The sequence below is a fragment of the Rouxiella aceris genome (assembly GCF_012933545.1).
Lineage (GTDB): Bacteria > Pseudomonadota > Gammaproteobacteria > Enterobacterales > Enterobacteriaceae > Rouxiella > Rouxiella aceris.
In genome coordinates this window covers 45,790-65,090 of record NZ_JAADJU010000015.1, presented here as the reverse complement: position 1 = coordinate 65,090, position 19,301 = coordinate 45,790, and the positions used below count along the sequence as shown (strand labels likewise).

At 54.5% G+C, this 19,301-nt stretch carries 11 protein-coding genes; 5 read left to right on the top strand and 6 right to left on the bottom strand.

The annotated features are described in order from the left end of the window. Window positions 1–353: 353 nt before the first annotated feature. The 3 genes from malE to malG all read left to right on the top strand — a co-directional run bounded on the left by malE (window position 354) and on the right by malG (window position 4,109). Window positions 354–1,568, top strand: a complete 1,215-nt coding sequence (gene malE, locus GW590_RS22150; protein ID WP_169405253.1) for a maltose/maltodextrin ABC transporter substrate-binding protein MalE — start codon at window positions 354–356, stop codon at window positions 1,566–1,568. Between the two features lie 80 nt (window positions 1,569–1,648). Further along, window positions 1,649–3,205, top strand: a complete 1,557-nt coding sequence (malF, locus tag GW590_RS22145) for a maltose ABC transporter permease MalF (RefSeq protein ID WP_169405252.1) — start codon at window positions 1,649–1,651, stop codon at window positions 3,203–3,205. Between the two features lie 13 nt (window positions 3,206–3,218). Next, a complete protein-coding gene (gene malG, locus GW590_RS22140) occupies window positions 3,219–4,109 on the top strand; it encodes a maltose ABC transporter permease MalG (RefSeq protein WP_169405251.1) in 891 nt (296 codons plus the stop codon). 328 nt (window positions 4,110–4,437) lie between these two features. Here malG and malQ read toward each other — a convergent pair whose 3' ends face one another. Continuing rightward, on the bottom strand, window positions 4,438–6,525 hold the full coding sequence (malQ, locus tag GW590_RS22135; RefSeq protein ID WP_169405250.1) for a 4-alpha-glucanotransferase: 2,088 nt from the start codon (window positions 6,523–6,525) through the stop codon (window positions 4,438–4,440). 9 nt (window positions 6,526–6,534) lie between these two features. Further along, window positions 6,535–8,937: a maltodextrin phosphorylase gene (gene malP / locus GW590_RS22130; RefSeq protein WP_169405249.1), complete on the bottom strand. Its 2,403-nt coding sequence runs from the start codon at window positions 8,935–8,937 to the stop codon at window positions 6,535–6,537. 320 nt (window positions 8,938–9,257) lie between these two features. On the opposite strand from malP, the gene malT reads away from it, so the two are divergent. Next, a complete protein-coding gene (gene malT, locus GW590_RS22125; RefSeq protein WP_169405248.1) occupies window positions 9,258–11,984 on the top strand; it encodes an HTH-type transcriptional regulator MalT in 2,727 nt (908 codons plus the stop codon). Between the two features lie 115 nt (window positions 11,985–12,099). On the opposite strand, the gene GW590_RS22120 is transcribed toward malT, so the two are convergent. The 4 genes from GW590_RS22120 to guaB form a co-directional block, all read right to left on the bottom strand. Then, window positions 12,100–13,350, bottom strand: a complete 1,251-nt coding sequence (locus GW590_RS22120; RefSeq protein ID WP_169405247.1) for a type II toxin-antitoxin system HipA family toxin — start codon at window positions 13,348–13,350, stop codon at window positions 12,100–12,102. Between the two features lie 37 nt (window positions 13,351–13,387). After that, window positions 13,388–13,939: a helix-turn-helix domain-containing protein gene (locus GW590_RS22115; protein WP_169405246.1), complete on the bottom strand. Its 552-nt coding sequence runs from the start codon at window positions 13,937–13,939 to the stop codon at window positions 13,388–13,390. Window positions 13,940–14,449: 510 nt separating this feature from the next. Beyond that, window positions 14,450–16,027, bottom strand: coding sequence for a glutamine-hydrolyzing GMP synthase (guaA, locus tag GW590_RS22110; protein WP_169405245.1), 1,578 nt, complete (start codon window positions 16,025–16,027; stop codon window positions 14,450–14,452). Between the two features lie 172 nt (window positions 16,028–16,199). After that, window positions 16,200–17,666: an IMP dehydrogenase gene (gene guaB, locus GW590_RS22105; RefSeq protein WP_169405244.1), complete on the bottom strand. Its 1,467-nt coding sequence runs from the start codon at window positions 17,664–17,666 to the stop codon at window positions 16,200–16,202. 179 nt (window positions 17,667–17,845) lie between these two features. Here guaB and xseA point away from each other — a divergent pair, with 179 nt between their 5' ends. Next, on the top strand, window positions 17,846–19,228 hold the full coding sequence (gene xseA, locus GW590_RS22100; protein WP_169405243.1) for an exodeoxyribonuclease VII large subunit: 1,383 nt from the start codon (window positions 17,846–17,848) through the stop codon (window positions 19,226–19,228). The last annotated feature ends 73 nt before the right edge of the window (window positions 19,229–19,301 follow it).

The following is a 19,301-nucleotide window of genomic DNA, read 5'->3' as shown; positions in this document are numbered from 1 at the left end:
GCGAGAAAACTCGATGCAACAAAGAGTGAAGGATTAGACGTTAAGCGTAATCACCCGTAACAAAGTTTTTCACGGTGGAGGCGCAGGGAGGACGACGGCTCCCTTAAGCAGGGAGAAAGTTCACGGCAACTGGCATATTCGTGATCGGAGTGGCAAAAAATGAAGCGGAATGTCGAGTCATGGACCACATAACGACTGAGAGTGTCGACGGGATCACACTCTGAGACCCGGGGGCGTAGAGGGGGGGATGATGAAGCCTGGCCGGGTTGAATCCACACTTGACGCCGTACCCTGTCATTATGTCTCTGACAAGCGCAATACCGACTCCTAACAGGAATAAAAAGGACTGGATTATGACTCTCAGCAACAAGGCTCCTTTCATTAAAAAAGTTGTTAAACATACCCTGACACTGACCGCACTCGCGACGCTGGTGCTCTCCTCTTCTGCGTTTGCCAAAATAGAAGAAGGAAAACTGGTTATCTGGATCAACGGTGATAAAGGCTATAACGGCCTGGCAGAAGTCGGTAAGAAATTTGAAAAAGATACCGGCATTAAAGTCACGGTCGAACACCCGGATAAACTGGAAGAGAAATACCCACAAGTCGCGGCGACCGGCGGTGGCCCGGACATCATCCTCTGGGCTCACGACCGTTTTGGCGGTTACGCACAGTCTGGCCTGCTGGCTGAAATCAGCCCGAACCAGGCCTTTAAAGACAAACTCTTCCCGTTCACCTGGGATGCCGTCACCTTTAACGGCAAGCTGATCGGTTACCCGGTGGCAGTAGAAGCGCTGTCGCTGATTTACAACAAAGACCTGATTAAAGAAGCGCCGAAAACCTGGGAAGAGATCCCGGCACTCGACACCGCCCTGCGCGCAAACGGTAAAAGCGCCATTATGTGGAACTTGCAGGAACCCTACTTCACCTGGCCTATCATCGCCGCTGACGGGGGTTACGCTTATAAGTATGAAAACGGCAAGTACAACATCAAAGACACCGGCGTGAACAACGAGGGGTCTAAAGCAGGTCTGCAGTTTATTATCGATTTAGTGAAAAACAAACACATCAACGCGGATACCGATTACTCCATCGCCGAAGCCGCCTTTAACAAAGGCCAGACGGCGATGACCATCGACGGCCCGTGGGCGTGGTCAAACCTTGACAAGAGCAAAATCAACTATGGTGTCACCCTGCTGCCAACCTTCCATGGCAAAGCTTCCAAACCGTTTGTGGGCGTACTGACCGCAGGTATCAATGCTGCCAGCCCGAATAAAGAACTGGCGAAAGAGTTCCTGGAAAACTATCTCATCACTAACGAGGGGTTAAGCGCCGTCAACAAAGACAAACCTCTGGGCGCGGTGGCACTGAAATCCTACCAGGAGAAGCTGGAGAGTGATCCACGCATCGCTGCTACCATGGCCAACTCGAAAAATGGTGAAATCATGCCAAATATCCCGCAGATGAGCGCCTTCTGGTATGCCGAGCGCAGCGCCATCATCAATGCGGTTAATGGCCGCCAGACCGTTCAACAGGCACTGAAAGACGTAGAGACCCGCATTACCAAATAGTGTGATTGATGTCGTTCAGGTATTGAAATACACGGCACGGAGCAAACCAGCTCCCTGCCGTTACTACAAGGATAGCCCCTATGCCAGTAGCCCAAACCGCTCAAAAAAAATGGCCGTTGAGTCAGGTGATAAAATGGCTGGCCATCGGCCTGCTCGCCTGCTTAACCGGTTATCTGATCGTGCTGATGTATGCGCAGGGTGAATACCTCTTTGCCGTTCTGGCCCTGCTCCTCTCCAGCACCGGCCTTTATATTTACGGTAACCGCCGTGCCTATTCGTGGCGCTATGTCTATCCTGGCCTGGCCGGGATGTCGTTATTTGTATTGTTCCCGCTGATTTGCACCATCGCCATTGCCTTTACCAACTACAGCAGCACTAACCAGCTGACGTTTGAACGTGCGCAGTCGGTGCTGATGGAGCGTGAGTATGAGGGTGGCAAGGCACTGAACTTTGCCCTCTATCCGGCAGGTGATCGCTGGCAGCTAACACTGACGTCATCAGATAACAGCGAGGTGCTGGTTTCCCCGCCTTTCGCCTTCAATGCTTCCTCGCCACAAACCCTGACCATGCTCCCCCAGGCTGCGCCTGCCGGAGACAAAGCCGGGCTGCGCGTGATCACCCAAAACCGCCTGGCCCTTGGCCAGTTAATGGCCAAACTGCCTGATGGTGAAATGCTTAGAATGAGCTCTCTGCACCAGTTCTCCGGCACTCAGTCGCTCTATCAACTGAATAAAGAGAACCAACAGTTAACCAATGCCCAGACCGGTGTCGTTTATCGCCCAAATAAAGAGACGGGTTTTTATCAGGCGATTAACGCACAGGGCGAATGGCAGGCAGAAAAGCTGAGTCCCGGCTTTACCGTCGGCATCGGCTGGAAAAATTTCCTGCGCGTGCTGCACGATGAGGGTATCCAGAAGCCCTTCCTGTCGATCTTCGTCTGGACGATTGTTTTTGCCCTGCTTACCGTGGTACTGACCGTTGCCGTTGGCATGGTGCTGGCCTGCGTGGTGCAGTGGGAGGATCTGAAAGGCAAAGCGGTGTACCGCATCCTGTTGATCTTGCCCTATGCGGTACCAGCCTTTATCTCTATTCTGATTTTTAAAGGGTTATTTAACCAGAGCTTCGGGGAAATCAACCTGATGCTAAACGCGCTGTTTGGCATTAAACCCTCGTGGTTTAGCGACCCCTGGACCGCCAAGGGTATGATTATACTGGTCAATACCTGGCTGGGTTACCCGTACATGATGATCCTCTGCATGGGACTGCTGAAAGCCATCCCGGACGATCTTTATGAGGCCTCGGCAATGGACGGCGCTACACCGATGCAGAACTTCTTCTGCATTACGCTGCCGCTGATGATCAAACCTCTGACACCGCTGATGATCGCCAGCTTTGCCTTTAACTTTAATAACTTTGTATTGATCCAACTGCTGACCAACGGCGGGCCGGATATGCTGGGCACCACCACGCCAGCCGGCCATACCGACCTGCTGGTGAGCTACACCTACCGCATCGCCTTTGAGGGCGGCGGTGGACAGGACTTCGGGCTGGCGGCTGCGATCGCTACGCTGATCTTCCTGCTGGTGGGTATGCTGGCTATCGTTAACCTGAAAGCGTCACGCATGAAATTCGACTAAGGAGAAACAGATAATGGCAATGGTAAAACCGAGGTCGCAAAAAGTCAGACTGCTGGTAACGCATCTTTTATTACTCTGCTTTCTGGCGCTGATCCTGTTCCCGCTGCTGATGGTCTTCGCCATCTCACTGCGACCGGGGAACTTCGCCACGGGCAGCCTGATCCCGGATCAGATTTCATGGGATCACTGGAAACTGGCATTGGGGATCGCCGTCACCAACAGTGACGGCAGCCTGACCCCTCCTCCGTTCCCGGTCATGCTATGGCTGTGGAACTCGATTAAGATCGCCGGCATCACCGCCGTCGGCATTGTGTCGCTTTCCACCACCTGCGCCTATGCCTTTGCCCGCATGAAGTTTCGAGGCAAAAGCTCGCTGCTAAAGGGGATGCTGATCTTTCAGATGTTCCCGGCGGTGCTGTCGCTGGTGGCGTTATATGCCCTGTTCGACCGCCTTGGTATTTATGTGCCGTTCCTCGGACTCAATACCCACGGCGGGGTGATCTTCGCCTATATGGGCGGTATCGCTCTGCATGTGTGGACCATTAAAGGCTATTTCGAAACCATCGACAGCTCGCTGGAGGAAGCCGCCGCACTGGATGGTGCCTCGCCGTGGCAGGCTTTCCGCCTGGTGCTTCTGCCGCTGTCGGTACCGATTCTGGCAGTGGTGTTTATTCTGTCGTTTATTGCCGCTATCACCGAAGTGCCGGTGGCGTCGCTGCTGCTGCGTGACGTGAACAGCTACACGCTGGCGGTGGGAATGCAGCAATACCTTAACCCGCAGAACTATCTGTGGGGTGATTTCGCGGCCGCCGCAATCCTCTCAGCCATCCCAATTACGGCGGTGTTCCTGATTGCCCAGCGCTGGCTGGTGGGGGGCCTGACGGCGGGCGGGGTGAAAGGCTAAGGCTATAAGAACGTAGACGCTTAATCCCAGCGATGGGTGTATGACTTGTTAGAAACCCTGTGTCTTGGGCGGCTGAAGAAGCCGCCCTTTTTTTCTGTAAAAATCTTATCTGATAAATAGTATGTATATCGATCGCAGTAGATTTGTATGATTTTTAGTGACGTCCGGCCCACCTCAGACCAACCCCATCCCTGCGTTCATTGTGCTCTCCATGGGTATAAACAACTACGCCCTGGCGATCGCTCGCAACCTGCTAATGCTTCTGATTTTTACCCAAAAAAAAGGGTTCCCCCCCACCGGGAGAAACCCTTTTCCAACTGCGTTAGCCTCAGATCACCGACACATTACGCCGCCGTTTATCAAGGTCTTTAATCAGCTTATTAACCTGCTCGTCGGCGAAGATCTCCGCCAGCGTATGTGAAAGCTTACGCCGCCAGTTGGGATATTCACTGCTGGTGCCCGGCACGTTGACCGGCGAGTCCATATCCAGCCAGTCCTCTGGCTGCAGCCCAAGCAGCGCACAGGCGCTGTCGGCAACGTAGCGCTGTAAACCACGACTGATCACCGGCGTCATCGCCATCAAATCGGCGTGGCGTCCGGTTTTCTTCGGAATACAGTCATAATGATGCAGCCCATCGAGCAGCCCCTGACGCGCCCGTGCGCGGTCAAGATACAGCTCCTGCAACACGCTCTCATCACGATACAACCCAAGCGTTTTCCCCAGCGTCAGATCGTCAGCCTGCCAGTAGCCACGCAGCGTCGGCAGATCGTGGGTGGTAATGGTCGCCATCGCCTGTATCGGATACGACTGCGGCGCACGGAAGTTATTCTCTTCATCGCGCTCGAAATAGAGCACCTTGTAAGAGTAAACCCCACCCTCACGCAGCTTGCTGACGATCTCCACCGGCACCGTGCCCAGATCCTCACCGATCACCATACAGCGATGACGCTGGCTCTCGAGCGCCAGGATCGCCAGCAGATCGTCAACCGGATAATGAACGTAAGCCCCTTTATCCGCCGTCTCACCTGTCGGGATCCACCACAGGCGCAGCAGCGCCATCACATGGTCAATGCGTAACGCGCCGCAGCTGGTCATATTGGCCCGCAGCAGATCGATAAACGGCTGATAACCGCGTTTTACCATCACATGCGGATCCACCGGGCGTAGATCCCAGTTCTGCCCCAGCGGGCCGAGGATATCCGGCGGTGCGCCTATCGAGGCCTTCAGGCAGTACAGCTCACCATCACCCCAGGTCTCCGACCCACCGCCAACCACGCCGACCGCCAGATCGCGGTATAGCCCCAGCGGCATCGCCTGTTGCTGGCTGGTGAGGTAGCATTTCGCAAACTGCGTCTCTGCCAGCCATTGCAACCACAAATAAAACTCCACCTCCTGCGTATACTGCTCGCAGAATGCACGTACCGCCGGGCCGCGCGCATCATGGTATTGCTCAGGCCAGTGATCCCAGCCCAGCGCCACATCGCTCTCTTTGGCGAGGTGTGCGTACAGCGCATCAAAGGCCGCCTGCAAATAGAGGCTCTCGCCGCCCTGGCGGATAAAGCTGGCCAAGGCTTTGACCTGCGTATCCTGCGGTTTACGCCCAAGGAAATGCGCGTACGCCAGTCGCAGCCCTTCAAGTTTTAGCGGCATCACTTCGACGTAATCCACTGCCTCAGTGGCGCGCACCGCCTCTACGCGCTGCCGCGTCTCTGGCAACTGCCACCAGCGCTGTGCCGCCTCGCTCTGCCTGAAATCATCCACTGCGCCGACGTCGATATAGATCACATTCAGCCAGCGCCGCGATGACGGACTGTAAGGACTGGCCGCTGCCGGGTTGGCCGGATAGAGCGCATGAATGGGGTTCAACCCGACAAACGCACCACCGCGTTGGGCAATGTTTTTCAGCAGCAGATTAAGGTCGCCAAAGTCACCGATACCCCAGTTACTCTCCGATCGCAGCGTGTAGAGCTGCACGCAGGCACCCCACAGCTTTTTCCCGGCCAGCAGGGCATCCGGTTCATAGCAGCGCTTCGGGGCGACAATCACCCGACATTCCCAGCTGTGCGCATCTTGCGTCAGGGTGAGTTGGTGGTAGCCTGGCGGGATTTTCCCCGCCAGCGCCAAGGTCATCTTGCCACTGATGCGGCCACGCCGAGTGGCCCCGCTCTCCAGCTGTAATGCCCAGTGGTATTCCCCGTCGCCCTCTATCGGCAGCGCCAGACGCTGGCCAGCGACAAAGACTTTTACCGCCGGTAGCGGAGTGGAGCCCTGACGGCGCCCTATCTCCCAGCCCATCGCCGTTAACAGCTCGCGTTTGGTTTCCGGCGCAATCGCCTGCTGCTGGCCGTGCGCGTTAATAAATCCGGAGGAGATCCCCGCCTCCCTGGCAGCCTGTTCCAGCGTGTTGTTCTCCATGGGGACTCCTTAGCGTTTCGCCTGCCAGATGCGTTGCTGATAATCACGGATTGATCGATCAGAGCTGAACATGCCGACACGGGCGGTGTTGAGAACAGTTTTGCGCGTCCATTCATCGCGATGGCGATATAGCACATCCACTTTCTCCTGCGCGGCGCAGTAATCCGCAAAGTCGGCCAGCACCAGATAAGGGTCGCCGCCGTCGAGCAGACTATCGAGCATTGGGCTGAACGCCTGTTTGTCGCCGTTGCTAAAAAAGCCGTTTTCCAGCTCTTTCAGGATACGGTCCAGATGCTTATCCTTTTTACGGATTTTCAGCGGATCGTAGCCTTTAGCCTGCAACGCTTTGACCTGATCAACGGTGTTACCGAAGATAAAAATATTCTCTGCGCCCACCTGTTCGGCGATCTCCACATTGGCCCCGTCAAGGGTACCGACGGTCAGTGCACCGTTCAGCGCCAGTTTCATATTGCCGGTACCGGAAGCCTCTTTACCTGCGGTGGAGATCTGTTCGGAGATATCTGCCGCCGGGATCATCAGCTCAGCCACCGATACGCGATAATCCGGGATAAACACCACTTTCAGACGATCGCGCACCAGCGGATCGTGATTAATCTTCTCGGCGACCTGGTTGATGGCGTAAATAATGTTTTTCGCCAGGTAATAGCCCGGTGCCGCTTTGGCGCCAAACAGGAACACGCGCGGCACAACATCCCTTTGCGGGTTATCACGCAACTGACGGTAGAGCGACAAAATGTGCAACAGGTTGAGATGCTGACGTTTGTACTCATGCAGACGTTTGATCTGCACGTCGAAAATCGCATCCGGATTAAGCGTCAGTCCCATCACCTGCTTCACGTACGCGGCCAGTTTAACTTTGTTATCACGCTTGATTTGCTGATAGCGCTGGCAGAATGCCGCATCATCGGCGAAAGGCTCCAGCCCTTGCAGCGCATCCAGATGGTTCACCCATTCGGTTTTCAGCGTCTCATCAATCAACGATGACAGCGCCGGGTTGCACTGTTTTAACCAGCGACGCGGCGTGATGCCATTGGTGACGTTATGGAATTTGTTCGGCCACAGTTGGTGGTATTCCGGGAACAGATCCTTAACCACCAGCTCGGAGTGCAGTGCTGCCACGCCGTTTACCGCAAAACCGCTGACTACACACAGGTTGGCCATGCGTACCTGTTTGTTCTGATGAACCGAGAGTTTTTCCCATACGCCTTTGTCACCCGGCCACTGTTTTTCCACCACTTTTTTAAAGCGGGCGTTGATCGCCTTGATCAGTGAGAAGTGGCGTGGCAGCAGGCTGCGCACTAATTTTTCATCCCAGCACTCCAGCGCTTCCGGCATCAGCGTGTGGTTGGTGTAAGCAAAGGTCTTCTGCACGATCGCCCAGGCCGCGTCCCACTCCAACTGATGCTCATCGATCAAGATGCGCAGCAGTTCCGGGATGGCAATCGTTGGATGGGTATCATTCAACTGGATCACCTCATACTCCGGCAGATCCTGGATTTTGCGCTCAAGGAAGTGATGACGACGCAGAATATCCGCCACTGAGCAGGCGCACTGAAAATATTGCTGCATCAGACGCAGGCGTTTACCGGCATCATGATTGTCATTCGGATAGAGCACTTTGGTCAGCTTCGCCGCGTCGATCCCTTTCTGTTCCGCTTTCAGGAAGGCCCCTTCGTTAAACAGGGTGAGATCGAACGGATGCACGTCGGTGGCCTGCCACAGACGCAGCGGCTGAGTTACGCCATTTTTATAGCCCACCACGGGCAGATCCCAGGCTTCGCCGCGCAGCCTAAACGCAGGCTGCCACTGCTCTACACCCTGCGCATCTTTTACCAGCTTGCCGCCGAATGCCACGTCGACCGACAGCGTGCTGTTGTGGTTGAACCACGGATAGCTTTCGCGATGCCAGTTATCCGGCGCTTCCTGCTGCTGGCCATCTTTGAACGACTGGCGGAACAGACCGTACTGATAATTTAAACCGTAACCGGTAGCCGGCTGGCCAACGGTGGCCATTGAGTCGAGGAAGCAGGCAGCCAGACGCCCCAGCCCACCGTTACCCAGCGCCGGATCGGTCTCCTGCTCCAGCACATCGGCCAATGCTACGCCCTGTTCTTTCAGCGCCTGGTTCACCGTTTCATACCAGCCGAGGTTAATCAGGTTGTTGGCCGTCAGGCGTCCGATCAGAAATTCCATGGAAATATAGTTCACATGGCGCTGCGGCTGTTCCGTCGTCGCCGGTGCAGGCTGCGCGTTGAGCTGCTCGGATAAGGCGGCACTGGTCGCCTGCCACCACTGGTGCGGCGTCATATCCTGCGCCTGCTGTAAACCGAACCCCTGCCACTGGCGTTTAAGCGCGGCGGTAAACTGCGTTTTATCTAAGGTCACCTGCATCACATGCCTCTTTATTCGGGAATTTGTCGGGAAAGTGGGTTGTTTATCGTGCCTATGCTGAAGCCATGTACCCTGGGCAACATCCTCCTGTCAGCGATTAGACAGGGAGGAGAAACGGGGCGTAGCCGTGGGAGGGGGATGCTCAGGAGGAGTGGTATAAAATTTGTTTTAAGAAATGTGATGCAGAGCAAGTTAACAACATGTAAATACGTAACATTGTTGCATTCGATGTTTCAAAGGAGGAATTTAGGAAAAGAATTAATTACACGCTGCGAAATAATTATAACGCCCCCTGACTACCGTCAACAGAATCGAATAAAATGCTGATCCCATCAAAATTGAGCCGCCCGGTGCGGCAGCAAAATACCGTGGTTCGTGACCGATTACTGACAAGGCTTTCGGCAGCGGCGCATTATCGTCTGACCCTCGTCGCCAGTCCGGCGGGATATGGCAAGACAACGCTGGTCGCCCACTGGGCTGCGGGTAAGAGCGATCTGGGCTGGTATTCTCTTGATGAAAGCGACAACCTGCCGGAACGCTTCGCCAGTTATTTGATCGCCGCCGTGCAGCAGGCTTGTGGCGGCCACTGCGTGAAAAGTGAGGCACTGAGCCTCAAGCATCAGTACGCCAGCCTGCCAGCGCTGTTTGCCCAGCTGTTTGTTGAGCTCTCCGACTGGCACCGCCCGCTGCTGCTGGTGATTGACGATTATCATCTGATTTCCAATGATGCGATCCATGAAGGGATGCGCTTCTTTCTGCGGCATCAGCCGGAAAACCTCTCGCTGGTGGTGCTTTCGCGTACCGTGCCGCCGCTGGGTATTGCCAATTTACGCGTGCGCGAGCAGCTCCTTGAACTGAATGCTTCACATCTGGCATTTACTCATCCTGAAACGCAGCAATTTTTCGACAACCGCCTGAAAGATCCCATCGATCAGGCCGACAGCAACCGCCTGTGCGACGACGTTGCCGGTTGGGCTACCGCTCTACAGCTGATTGCCCTGTCGGCACGCCAGTCCAGCACGCCTTCACGCCAGTCCACCCAGCAGTCAGCCCGTAAACTCTCCGGGCTGAACGCCAGCCATCTCTCCGACTATCTGGTGGATGAAGTGCTGGATCGCGTGGATGCGTCAACCCGTGATTTCCTGCTGCGCTGCTCTCTGCTGCGTTCAATGAATGACGCGCTAATTGTGCGCCTGACCGGGGGCGACAATGGCCAACAGCGCCTGGAAGAGTTAGAACGTCAGGGCCTGTTTATTCACCGCATGGATGACACCGGCGAGTGGTTTAACTTCCATCCACTGTTCGCTACCTTCCTGCGTCAGCGCTGCCAGTGGGAGCTGGCGACCGAACTGCCTGCCATTCACCGTGCCGCTGCCGAAGGCTGGCTGGAACAGGGGTTCCCGGCGGAAGCCATTCATCATGCGCTGGGTGCCGATGATATCGATATGCTGCGCGATATCATGCTGCAACACGCCTGGTCGCTGTTTAATCAGAGCGAACTGGCGCTATTGGAAGAGTGCCTGGCCGCACTACCCTACGACCGGCTGATCCAGAGCCCTAAGCTGGTGCTGTTGCAGGCATGGCTGGCGCAGAGCCAGCATCGTTACGCAGAGGTCGAGACCCTGCTGGCACAGGCCGAAAGCGAAATGCTGAAGCACAATATCGTGATGGAGCAGGATTTAACCGCCGAGTTTAACGCGCTGCGCGCGCAGGTGGCGATTAATGATGGCCGCCAGGATGAAGCAGAACAGCTGGCCGCCGAGGCGCTGCGTTTTCTGCCGTATGAAAGTTATTACAGCCGCATCGTCGCGACCTCCGTCACCGGAGAGATCCAGCACTGCAAAGGCGACCTGGCCCGTGCCCTGCCGCTGATGCAGCAGACAGAACAGATTGCCCGCCGCCACGAAGCCTATCACTATGCCCTCTGGGCACTGTTGCAGCAGAGCGAGATCCTGATCGCCCAGGGATTTTTGCAGGCCGCCTTTGAGATGCAGGAGCGCGCCTTCGAACTGGTACGCGAGCAGCACCTTGAACAGCTGCCGATGCATGAGTTTTTACTGCGCCTGCGTTCACAACTGCTGTGGTCGTGGTCACGCCTGGACGATGCAGAAGAGGCTGCGCGCCAGGGACTGGAAGTGCTGATCAACTTCCAGCCGCAGCAGCAGTTACAGTGTCTGGCAATGCTGGCCAAGTGCTCGCTGGCGCGCGGACAGCTCGATAATGCCCATCATCATTTACAGCGCTGTGAGGCGCTGCTGAAAACCGGTCAGTATCATATCGACTGGCTGACCAACACCGATAAACCACGGGTAACCTACTGGCAGATGACCGGGGATAAAGCAGCCGCCAGCCAGTGGCTGCAACAGGCGCGTAAACCTGATATGGCGGATAACCACTTCCAGCAGGGCCAGTGGCGCAATATTGCCCGCGTGCAGATCCTGCTTGAGAAGTTTGATGAAGCCGAAGTGGTACTGGATGAGCTGAATCAGCATGCCCGTCAGTTGCGCCTGACCAGCGACCTGAACCGTAACCTGCTGCTGAGTAATCTGCTTTACTGGCACACCGGGCGCAAAGGCGAAGCACAGCGCGCGCTGATTGAAGCGCTGGGGCTGGCGAACCGCACCGGGTTTATCAGCCACTTTGTGATTGAAGGTGAGATGATGGCCCAGCAGCTGCGTCAGTTGATCCAGCTTAACCTGCTGCCCGACCTGGAGCAGCGCCGGGCGCAGCTGATCCTGCGCGAGATTAACCAGCATCATCGCCATAAGTTTGCCCACTTCGACGAAGGCTTTGTCAATAAGCTGCTGACGCATCCACAGGTGCCAGAGCTGATCCGCACCAGCCCACTAACCCAGCGTGAATGGCAGGTTTTGGGGCTGATTTATTCCGGCTACAGCAATGACCAGATTGCCGGAGAGCTGGCCGTGGCTTCCACCACCATCAAAACCCATATCCGCAACCTCTATCAGAAACTGGGCGTGGCGCACCGCCAGGAAGCGGTACAGCAGGCGCAGCATCTGTTGCAGGTGATGGGGTACGGGGCATAAGGCATCTAGTCAGCCATGACACAATAAAAGCGGCGGGAGATCCAGGATGCAGAAACTGCAATCTATCGATAGCGGGAGATTGTAGATACTGAATATCGCTGCAGAAATTCGATTATCACAGACTCAATGCTGCTCTCACCTGCGGGCTTTCAAAGGCTGGTGCAAGCGCCTTGATGTCTTTCGACGTCATTCCCAACTCCGAGGCAAGAGGGCGCCATCTGTCTGCAATGATTTCCGCCATAACCCTGAGAGCCTCGCGAGCTTCACCCTCGTCGATATTGAAGAGCGGCGCCGCGTCCAGTACCTCTAAAATGTTGAGTTGATTCCCATGAATATCGCTTATGGCAGTCTTAAGGGTGCCGCCAACTAACGGGTCGGGATTAATATCATAGGCGGGGGAAAGAGCCCAGCGATTGGCCGTTCGGATGAAGCCGTGATTACGCAGATGATCGTCTGTATTCTGGATCAACACAGAATAAGCCATACGAGTCCAAAGCTCGACCAAATCATCACCAGCACCATTTATCAACATCAGCTCTGCTAACGAGGCATAGTTTGATGGCTCAGTCCCTGCTAACCCCATAAAAGTCTGTGCCGTGATAAAATGGATACGACCAGGGGTTTTAACATCTTCGTAAGTTCGATCAAAACGCTTGATTAAAGCAACCGGAAATTGGCCGGCAACGACAAGTAGCTTAGCTTCAGCAACCGTCATTCCTATTTCACCAGCGAGACGAAGTGTCAGTACTTCGGCACACGCCATATCGTATTCATCGCCCATCTTAGGCAACTTCGCTATCCAGATAGTCTGGTCCTCTGCACGCACATTTACTTTTGGTCGCGCGCCGCCTAACGAGCCTGCAGCATCAAGCAATATTTGTCCGGCAAGCAACTTTGCCCGATTTTCACGATAATGGGCCGGATCTACCTCAAAGGCGCGAGCCTCATGAATCATAGTCTCGAGTTCAATGAGCCGTGGTATGGAATAGGCATTTTCCCCAGTCCGGGGTTGGGCCAGAGGAAGCGCATCCGGCGCATCGCTCTCATAAAAACGAAGTGCGCCCGAACGCAGGAAATCGTCGACCCCAATTAGGTACTCGAAATCATTCATTGCGCGACCGCCATTTGCTGCACGCATAATCGCGCGCCCCCAGGAATCAGGCGTGCTATCGGCGATCGGCATCACAAGGGGCGATGAATTTCCCTGCAGGCTCGCCGATGCAACTATCTGGCTGCGCGGCATAAAAGGAGCAAGATCAAAGCCTTCCGGATTATCGATCCAACTCTGTGCATAGCGAAAAACGGAGTTCTGTCGTATTCCGTCGACATTGAAATCCAACTGTCCGACCAGGTCTTGATTATCCATCCAAACGTAAAGTCTTTGCCTCATATCAATTCTCTAATCATGAGCCAGAAGAGTCTCGTGCAGCTTTTAAGCGAGATAGCAGCGATGATGTACGCCCTGACGGACTGACCACCAACGTCCTCTGATTTCCCTGCTCCTTTGTTTCTACAGCAGATTCTGTCGATTTCTTAGTAGCCGCTGTACCTGACGCTCGTGTCACTACCTTCGACCCCGACCGTAACACGACATTCGCTTTGACATCTTTATGGGGCGTTATGGTGTTTTGCATAACATTTTCACGCAGCATAGACAGACCGATGTCGTCATTACGCATGTCGATCAAATTACTCAAGAGATCAAGCTTTCCAAGAACAGTGAGCACCATCGCAAGCGTGTTGAGTGAGATACCGGCACAATTACCACTCTCAAGTCGATGTAGAGTAGAGCGCGAGATACCCGCTGAGTTTGCAAACCTATCAGCAGGGATGCCTCTTACTCTACGTGCAAATTCGATGTCCTTGCCTAATTTGGCCAAGGCGGCTTCGGTCGAGGGCCGTACAACTGAGCCTTTTGTCCGACGAAGTTTACTCATATTTTTTTCTTCGAGCATCTTAACCTCACTCAGCTACGTCTCATCTGTGATACAAATAATCATAACATCGAAGGAGTAAATCTCGCAAAATAAGGTTAACCCATTGTTCATCTGTCTCATCTGTGAGTTTGTAGCTATCATCGGCACGACACAATATCCGCTAAGATAGGTGGAGTTAGATCCTCTTCGAAATCAGCCCGTGGCGAATGGCTGTTGTACCCACTCCCAATAGGCACACTATGTTATTGCATATAAATGATTACCATCTCAAAAAGTGTGTGGAACTAAAACCGGAGGGACTACAGTACCGGTTGGCAGAAACGGGCTGATCTATGCCGGATTTCCAGTTTTGGGCGGAGCAGAATAGTAGGGTAGTGTCCGTATCATGATTATTCCCATGAAAAAACCGTGTTTCCCGTTGCTAACAGCTGCCAGAAAGTGCCAGATACCAAAACAAAAAAGCCCGCTGTTACGCGGGCTTAGAGGGATTTCACTGCTTTTACGTGCAGGCTGTTGCCAGACGTTAAATTATTCCCACTCAATCGTCGCCGGTGGTTTACCGGAGATATCATAAACAACGCGGGAAATACCGTCGACTTCATTGATGATGCGGTTAGAGCAGCGACCAAGGAAATCGTAAGGCAGATGTGCCCAATGGGCGGTCATAAAGTCGATGGTTTCTACCGCACGCAGCGATACAACCCAATCGTATTTACGGCCATCACCCATAACGCCGACCGAACGCACCGGCAGGAAGACGGTAAAGGCCTGGCTGACTTTATGGTAGAGATCCGCTTTATGCAGTTCTTCTATAAAGATAGCATCGGCGCGACGCAGCAGATCGCAGTACTCTTTCTTCACTTCGCCCAGCACACGGACGCCCAAACCTGGACCCGGGAACGGATGGCGGTAAAGCATATCGTACGGCAGACCCAGTTCGAGACCGATCTTGCGCACTTCATCTTTAAACAGTTCTTTTAATGGCTCAACCAGCCCCAGCTTCATCTCTTTTGGCAAGCCACCGACGTTGTGGTGTGACTTGATAACGTGCGCTTTACCGGTCGCCGAAGCGGCAGATTCAATCACGTCAGGATAGATGGTGCCCTGTGCCAGCCATTTAACGGCGTCTTGTTTACAAGCTTCTTCATCAAATACTTCAACAAAAACGCGGCCAATGATTTTACGTTTGGCTTCTGGTTCGTTTTCCCCCGCCAATGCCGACAGAAAACGCTCTTCGGCAGCAACGTGGACAATATTGAGACCAAAACGGTCGCCAAACATTTCCAGAACCTGATCGGCTTCGTTTAAGCGCAGCAGGCCGTTGTCGACAAATACGCAGGTCAGGCGATCGCCGATGGCACGGTGCAGCAGCATGGCGGTAACCGAGGAGTCTACGCCGCCAGACAGGCCGAGGATCACATGGTCGTTACCAATCTGCACACGCAGGCGTTCAATAGCGTCTTCGATGATTTTTGCCGGCGTCCACAGCGCTTCGCACTGACAGATGTCCATAACAAAACGTTCAAGAATACGCAGGCCCTGACGGGTATGGGTCACTTCCGGGTGGAACTGCACGCCGTAGAAGCGTTTTTCTTCGTTGGCCATAATGGCAAACGGGCAGGTATCGGTGCTGGCTACGGTGACAAAGTCAGACGGAATAGCGGTCACTTTATCGCCGTGGCTCATCCAGACGTCAAGCAGCGGTTTGTTATCAGCGCTCAGTGCATCTTCGATATCGCGGATCAGTGCGCTCGGGGTCTGAACTTCAACCTGCGCATAACCAAATTCGCGCTCGTTAGAGCCTTCAACCTGGCCACCCAACTGCATAGCCATGGTCTGCATGCCGTAGCAGACACCCAGAACAGGCACGCCCGCCTGGAAAACATAATCCGGTGCGCGTGGGCTATCTTGTTCAGTGGTGCTTTCCGGGCCACCTGACAGAATAATACCGTTCGGGTTGAACTCACGGATTTGGGCTTCGGTAACATCCCATGCCCAGAGTTCACAATAGACACCCAGTTCACGCACGCGGCGTGCAACCAGTTGTGTGTACTGAGAGCCGAAATCGAGGATAAGAATGCGATGCTTATGAATATTTTCACTCATGCGGGTGATTTTCCAGAGCGGTTAAATTTTTAAAAAAAGTAGCTGGTATCTCGATCATGGAGTGGGAAGTGCAAATGAAATCGGGTGAAAAGCACAGTTTACCGCAAGGTAAATCGGCATTTTCGCCCGATCCCCACGTCGTATTAGCGACGTGCCGCCACTCCGAAAGGGATCAAGACCCCATACGGTAGTTCGGTGACTCTTTGGTGATGGTCACATCGTGCACGTGACTTTCCTGAATACCGGCACCGCTAATACGAACAAATTCAGCCTTGGTGCGAAGTTCCTGGATAGTAGCACAGCCGGTCAGACCCATACAGGAGCGCAGACCACCCATTTGCTGATGCACGATCTCTTTCAGGCGACCCTTGTAGGCCACGCGACCTTCGATACCTTCCGGCACCAGTTTGTCAGCGGCATTATCGCTCTGGAAGTAACGGTCTGAAGAGCCTTTTGACATGGCACCCAATGAACCCATACCGCGGTAGGATTTAAATGAACGTCCCTGGTAGAGTTCGATTTCCCCTGGTGATTCTTCGGTACCGGCCAGCATTGAGCCAACCATAACGCAGCTTGCACCGGCAGCAATGGCCTTGGCAATATCACCCGAGAAGCGGATACCGCCGTCGGCGATAACCGGGATACCGGTGCCTTCCAGCGCTTCAACGGCGTCAGAAACGGCAGTGATCTGTGGTACCCCTACACCGGTAACAATACGGGTAGTACAGATTGAGCCTGGGCCAATACCGACTTTAACGGCGCTGACACCGGCAGCCACCAGCGCCAGAGCACCGGAACCGGTTGCTACGTTGCCGCCAATGATTTGCAGGTCAGGATATTTGGCGCGAGTGGCGCGAATACGGGACAGTACGCCTTCGGAATGACCGTGAGAGGAGTCGATCAGCAATACGTCAACGCCAGCGGCCACCAGCGCATCGATACGCTCTTCATTGCCTTCACCGGCACCGACGGCTGCACCTACGCGCAGGCTACCCTGTTCGTCTTTACAGGCGTTCGGTTTACGTTCGGCTTTCTGGAAGTCTTTTACAGTGATCATGCCCAACAGGTGGAACTGAGCATCAACGACCAGCGCTTTTTCAACGCGCTTTTCGTGCATTCTCTGCAGCACGACTTCGCGCGCTTCGCCTTCTTTCACCGTAACCAGACGTTCTTTCGGCGTCATCACGGCGGTGACAGGCTGTTCCAGATCGGTGACAAAACGCACGTCACGGCCGGTAATAATACCGACCAGTTCGTTGTCATCAGTCACGACCGGGTAACCGGCGAAACCATTGCGAGCGGTGATTTCTTTTACCTGACGCAGGGTGGTAGCAGGCGTCACGGTGATAGGATCGGCAACGACGCCGCTTTCATGCTTCTTAACGCGGCGAACTTCTTCGGCCTGACGTTCAATAGACATGTTCTTATGGATGAACCCAATACCCCCTTCCTGAGCCAGAGCAATAGCCAGATTCGCTTCAGTCACGGTATCCATTGCTGCAGACAGCATAGGAATATTGAGACGGATTTTAGCGGTCAGCTGAGTGCCAAGGTCTGCGGTGTTGGGCAGTACTGTGGAGTGGGCTGGAACAAGGAGGACGTCGTCGAACGTTAGTGCTTCTTTTGCGATACGTAGCATGGGCAATATCTCACCAAGGTGGATGCGGAAAAGATAAAATATTGCAGCGAGAGTATACAGGTAGTATGGGGTTTGCTCTAGTACTATTTCACATTTCTTATAAAAAACTCTTGATTACCTCTGTTGGGCATGTAGTATCGATTGATTAAGTCTCTGTTTTCGAATTTGATCTGGGTCACATGTCGCTACCTTCTTCTCCGCCAATCTTTACCGTAAGCCGCCTCAACGAGACGGTCCGACAATTGTTAGAGAACGAAATGGGTCAGGTGTGGCTAACCGGTGAAATCTCCAATTTCTCGCAGCCCTCTTCCGGTCACTGGTACTTTACCCTTAAAGACGCCCGTGCCCAGGTGCGCTGCGCCATGTTCCGCAATAGCAATCGCCGTACTACCTTCCGACCGCAAAACGGCCAACAGGTGCTGGTACGCGCTGCCATTACCCTGTACGAACCGCGCGGTGACTACCAGCTGATTGCCGAAAGCATGCAGCCGGCCGGTGACGGGCTATTGCAACAACAGTTCGAACAGTTAAAGCAGGCGCTGTCACAGGAAGGTCTGTTTGACGCCGCACATAAGCAACCGCTCCCCTCGCCGGCTAAATGCGTTGGGGTGATCACTTCGGCCAGCGGTGCTGCATTGCACGATATTTTGCAGGTGCTCAAACGCCGTGACCCGTCGCTGCCGGTTGTGATCTATCCAACGGCGGTACAGGGCGTTGATGCCCCACTGCAGATCGTGCGCGCCATTACCCTGGCTAACCAGCGTCAGGAGTGCGATATCCTGATTGTCGGCCGCGGCGGTGGTTCACTGGAAGATTTGTGGAGCTTTAACGACGAACGGGTTGCGCGGGCGATTTTTAACAGCCGTCTGCCCATTGTCAGCGCCGTCGGCCATGAAACTGACGTCACCATTGCCGACTTTGTTGCCGACCTGCGCGCACCAACGCCTTCTGCCGCGGCAGAGCTGATCAGCCGTAACCAGCTGGAGCTACTCAGGCAGATCCAGACGCAGCAGCAGCGACTGGAAATGGCAATGGACTATTATCTGGCGCAACTGACGCAACGTTTTAGCCGCCTGCATCATCGTCTGCAACAACAGCATCCACATCTGCGGCTGGCGCGCCAGCAAACGGCACTGTTTAAACTGCGTCGTCGCCTGGATGAAGCCATGCAAAATCAGCTGCGGCGCCTGTCGCGTCGCTGCCTGAATCTGCAACAGCGCCTGGCCCAGCAACAGCCGCAACGACGTATTCATCAAACCCAGCAGCGGGTCCAGCAACTGCAATATCGTCTGCAACAGGCACTAAGCACGCAACTTGCTGCCAGCCGTCAACGCTTTGGTACTGCCTGCACCCGGCTGGAGTCCGCCAGCCCGCTGGCCACGCTGGCACGTGGCTATTCGGTCAGCACCACGCCGACCGGCGAATTATTGAAAAGCACCAGCCAGCTTAGCGCCGGTGACCGACTGAAAACCCGCCTGGAAGACGGTTGGGTGGAAAGCGAAGTGGTGAATATCACCCCGCTTACAGCCCGGACCAGAACAACCCGCAAAAGTAATAAATAAGTCAGCGCCCTGCCCGATTATCAGGGATCCCCGGAACATGGGCGATCCCTGTTAGTAGACCCGTTAAATGTTG